This window comes from Mesosutterella porci (assembly GCF_022134585.1).
In the GTDB taxonomy this organism is placed as follows: Bacteria; Pseudomonadota; Gammaproteobacteria; order Burkholderiales; family Burkholderiaceae_F; genus Mesosutterella; species Mesosutterella porci.
Genome location: NZ_JAKNCT010000022.1, coordinates 1 through 3,933, shown reverse-complemented (window position 1 = coordinate 3,933; position 3,933 = coordinate 1). Strand labels below are relative to the sequence as shown.

6 protein-coding genes are annotated in these 3,933 nt (G+C 51.0%); all 6 read left to right on the top strand.

Annotated elements, in window-relative coordinates; translation table 11 throughout:
* Positions 1-459 (top strand): hypothetical protein (locus MAF45_RS11155; RefSeq protein ID WP_237980724.1); only part of this gene is annotated, 459 nt, incomplete at its 5' end.
* Positions 456-818: a hyaluronate lyase N-terminal domain-containing protein gene (locus tag MAF45_RS11150; protein ID WP_237980722.1), complete on the top strand. Its 363-nt coding sequence runs from the start codon at positions 456-458 to the stop codon at positions 816-818. The genes MAF45_RS11155 and MAF45_RS11150, both read left to right, overlap by 4 nt.
* Positions 819-826: 8 nt before the next feature.
* The gene (locus MAF45_RS11510) at positions 827-1,330 is read left to right on the top strand and encodes a hyaluronate lyase N-terminal domain-containing protein (protein ID WP_370659323.1); all 504 of its coding nucleotides are present in this window, start codon (positions 827-829) and stop codon (positions 1,328-1,330) included.
* 9 nt (positions 1,331-1,339) lie between these two features.
* Positions 1,340-1,831 carry a hyaluronate lyase N-terminal domain-containing protein gene (locus MAF45_RS11505; RefSeq protein WP_370659322.1) on the top strand — a complete coding sequence of 164 codons (492 nt, stop codon included), beginning with the start codon at positions 1,340-1,342 and terminating at the stop codon, positions 1,829-1,831.
* Positions 1,832-1,840: 9 nt separating this feature from the next.
* Positions 1,841-2,731 (top strand): hypothetical protein, encoded by an 891-nt coding sequence (locus MAF45_RS11145; RefSeq protein ID WP_237980720.1) that lies wholly within the window; start codon positions 1,841-1,843, stop codon positions 2,729-2,731.
* Positions 2,732-3,652: 921 nt separating this feature from the next.
* Positions 3,653-3,933, top strand: a 281-nt coding sequence (locus MAF45_RS11140) for a hypothetical protein (RefSeq protein WP_237980718.1), incomplete at its 3' end; no start/stop codon positions are given.

Below are 3,933 nucleotides of genomic sequence, written 5' to 3'. Positions count from 1 at the left end.
GTTCAGGACGCCGGGTCGACTGTTTCGTCTGACATCGAAGCGGGGAAAACCGCCCTGCAGAGCAAGCTCACGGAGCTTATTGCACAGCTGGATGCAGAGGGAGGAACCGAGGCCGCGTACGTGAAGCAACAGGCGCAGGATATCCTCGATCAGATCACAGCCTCTGAATCTAATGCCAAAACATACGCTGAAAATGCTGCGGCCAGCGCGTCCTCTGCATCAACAACTGTTTCTGATGGAAAACAGGCGATAACAGATCTTCAGGCGGCTGCAACAGCGGCAGTACAGGCGCAGCAGACCACTTCTGTTAAAGCTGTGAGCGACGCTCAGAGCTCTGCGCAAACTGCTGTTGCATCCGCTCAGTCAACGGCTGTTTCTGCAGTCAAATCTCAGGAAACCGCGAGCATCCAGGCGATTGAGACAGAGATGGAGACTATCGACCTCGGGGAGCTGTCATGAAATCCAGTTTTCTGCAGCTTCGCGGCGGAACGACAGCCAAGAATGAAGCTTTCACCGGCAAAAGCAGGGAGCTGACGGTCGACACGGACGAGAAGCGCCTTCGGGTCCATGACGGCACAACGGCCGGCGGCCATCCTGTTGCGAAAGCGTCCGAGATCCCCACCAAGACAAGCGAGCTTGAGAACGATGCTTATGAGACAAAGACAAGCTTGAGCAAGCTCTCTCAGCTTACAGACGATGTGGGGTACTGGACGAAAACAGGTCTCACAAAACTATCCCAGCTCACAAACGACAGCGGGTATCAGACCGGGCATTGCAGCTACTGCACCTACTGTTCGTACTGCACAAACTGCACATGAGGTTTTAGATGCCTTTAAAGGAAATCTTGTGGAAGGGCGGGTCCGCGGAGCAGAACGACGCATATACCGGAGAACCTGGTGAAATCACCATCGATACGGACAATCACCGCATCAGGGTCCACGACGGGGCAACCGCCGGAGGAACAGCACTGGCTCTCAAGTCCGACCTGCCCACGAAGCTGTCTCAGCTGACGGACGATGTCGGCATTTGGGCAAAAGGAACTCTGACTGCGCTATCACAACTTACAGATGACGTGGGGTTATGGAAAAAGGCAGACCTAACGAAAATCTCTCAGCTCACGAACGATAGCGGATTCCAAACCGGGCACTGTTCGTATTGCTCTTACTGCTCGTACTGTTCACAGTGCAATAACTGCCTCAATTGCAACACGGTTCAATGTACGACCGTGAACTGCACAACCGTAAATTGCACAACCGTTAAGTGTTCTGTTTATACAAACTGCAGTTACTGCAGCAACTGTGATTGCAACTGCAATTGTTGTGACGCATAAGGGGCGGTCATGGTTAAGAAAATTTTTTTAAAGAGAGGATCCACCGCCGCCACGGGAGCATACGCTGGGAAATCCCGCGAGGTCACCGTCAACACAGACAAAAAAATCCTTGTTGTGCATGACGGAGTAACAGTGGGCGGAACGAGTCTTGCCAGGCTTTCAGAGTTGCCTACAAAACTATCTCAGCTGACAGAGGACAGCGGAATCTGGACAAAAAATGCTCTTACTCTTGCGAGCCTTACAGACGATGTTGGGTACTGGAAAAAGTCTGATCTAACAAAAGTCTCACAGCTCACTAACGACAACAAATACAAGACCGCGCACTGCTCCTATTGCAGCCATTGCACGTACTGCTCTAACTGCGGGCGCTGCAACAACGTTCAATGCAGCCAGGTTCAATGCGGTCAGGTTCAATGCAATCAGGTGCAGTGTTCGCAATGTTCAGGGCAATGCACAAACTGTAGCAATTGTAGTGGCAGCAGTGACTGCTGCGACAACTAGGGGGGATTTATGAAAAAAATAGCAGCGTGCGCCCTTGAAGACCACAATCATTTTGTCAATATTTTCGTTACTGACGAGGCCATGAGTGTTGCGCTATTTTCGCCGTATAGCGGGGATCAGGACGCGATCTCTTCTGACCAGTGCGGAACCTTTTTGAATCAACACAACACATCCCCCTTCATGCTCAATAACGGAATCGTTGTGGCGGGAGCAGATCTCAAGGAAGGTCTGGCAGGTAAATTCATCTGCATTGGAAAAACTACGTATTTTTCCAGCCCTGTTGCCGCAAAAAATGCTTCTGTAGAGTGTTATGGGAGCGGGGAAATCACGGATCGTCGCTCCATGGCGTGGTTTGTAAAAAATGGATGGCTTTCTGCCCCGACCACTCGTAACCCGATGAGCTACTTCACGAAAGCAGGGACGATGCGCACTTTGCAGCTTGAACGCATGCAGCTTGCGGTACAGCTCATTATGCCGTTTGCCTCTGAGTCGGTGACGAGCGACTACAACAGCATTCAGTTCAACTACTCTCCCACATACGGGTATCGTTGCAACCTTCCTGTTGAAGAATTCACGCTTGAACAGCTCCAGAATCACGGGAACGGATGGTCTCCGAACCCGGTTTTGGCTCTTTCTGGTCCTGAATCGACCGAGGAAGACAAAGATGCGGAATTCTCTGTCTCCATGTCATGGGAAGACGGAACAGCAATTGAACACGATTCTGAAATTTATATTGATTCCACCGGTGGATACGTTCCTCTGCGCAGGCTTGTACTGAGCAATGGAGTGGGTAAATTCCGCATCCGGGCTCTGGGTCTCAAGGCAGGCGAGTCGTTCAAGGTGAAGGTGGGATGGCGGTATTTCACTGGTGCGGCTGAAAAGACGGTGCTCGTTGTATGATCCGGCGCCTGAATATCGTACTGGGTGCGGCATGCAATAGGCATTGCTCCTACTGTTGCCAGGCGGCTCCCGCAGACAGGTTGTCATGTGGGAAAACAGACTGGTTGGGACTCAGAGAAAAGCTTCGCTTTTATAACGAGCATGGCGCCTTCAGAAAGCTTGAACGTATCAGTTTCTGGGGCGGAGAACCCATGCTTTATTGGGGCGTTGTTAAAGCGCTCTACCAGGTGCTGTGTGACGATGGCGTTTATCCAGAGTTGATTTATCGAGTCGCCACAAATGGAGATCTGGTAAACGATGATTACGTACGGTTCGCCAACAGCATCCCAGGGTGGCTGACGACAATTAGCTGGCATGATGGTTCTATATCAGAGAGCCAGTGGCCAGTTCTGAGACGTCTTGATAGATGCCTCATAACGGGTCTGGTCACGAGCCGGTGGAGGGATGAGATTCCTGCCATGAGAGATAAATATGAATCTCTTGGGCTGAGTCTGCCGGTACAGCTATGGCCAGTCCACCTTGTGGGCCAGTGCTCTGAGGAAGACAAACTCACCGCTAAAAGCGTTGATGATGCCCTTGCGTACATTCAAAGCCTTGTCGCCAACCCTCAGGACCGTTTTTCTGCGGTTCTTCGAAAAAGCATCATTGTCCACGCATCCAGGCGTGGGCGAGAGAGGCCTGATTGCGGGGACGATTCGGTTATAACAGTTGATTTGCATGGCCGTGAATACCTATGCCAACACAATCCGTTGCCTGAGACATTGAGTTCTCATCGTCTAATGTCTCGGGCTGAAAATATCAGAACTGGATGTCGCGAATGCGTTGCCTGGGACCATTGCGGAGGCGGATGTTTTCTTACTTCAAATCGAAAAGCAGAGTGCCGGTTCTACCGGGGTTATGTTCAGCTAGGGAGATCTTTGAATGAAACTGCGTCTTAATGTTAGGGAGCGAGATGGATCACGCCACGTTTGGGAATACGACAACGTGACGAACGAACTGTGGCGAGAGGGTTCACTTCTTGATCTGTCTAAAGATGAACGCGCATCACAGTATATTAGCTGTAAGAATCAAAGGACACAGATTTTCTCCGACAACAAGAGCAAGGATCTATACGATCTGAGAATTCAGTTAGGTCTTCGCTGCAACATGCATTGCCGTTATTGCGCGCAGTCGGATCGAGCTTTAGAGAAGGCGTGCTGGGG

What these genes read in the sequence shown, in the direction of transcription:
- MAF45_RS11150 (WP_237980722.1), top strand. Translation starts at nt 456, where the DNA reads ATGAAATCCAGTTTTCTGCAGCTTCGCGGCGGAACGACAGCCAAGAAT.
- MAF45_RS11510 (WP_370659323.1), top strand. Translation starts at nt 827, where the DNA reads ATGCCTTTAAAGGAAATCTTGTGGAAGGGCGGGTCCGCGGAGCAGAAC.
- MAF45_RS11505 (WP_370659322.1), top strand. Translation starts at nt 1,340, where the DNA reads ATGGTTAAGAAAATTTTTTTAAAGAGAGGATCCACCGCCGCCACGGGA.
- MAF45_RS11145 (WP_237980720.1), top strand. Translation starts at nt 1,841, where the DNA reads ATGAAAAAAATAGCAGCGTGCGCCCTTGAAGACCACAATCATTTTGTC.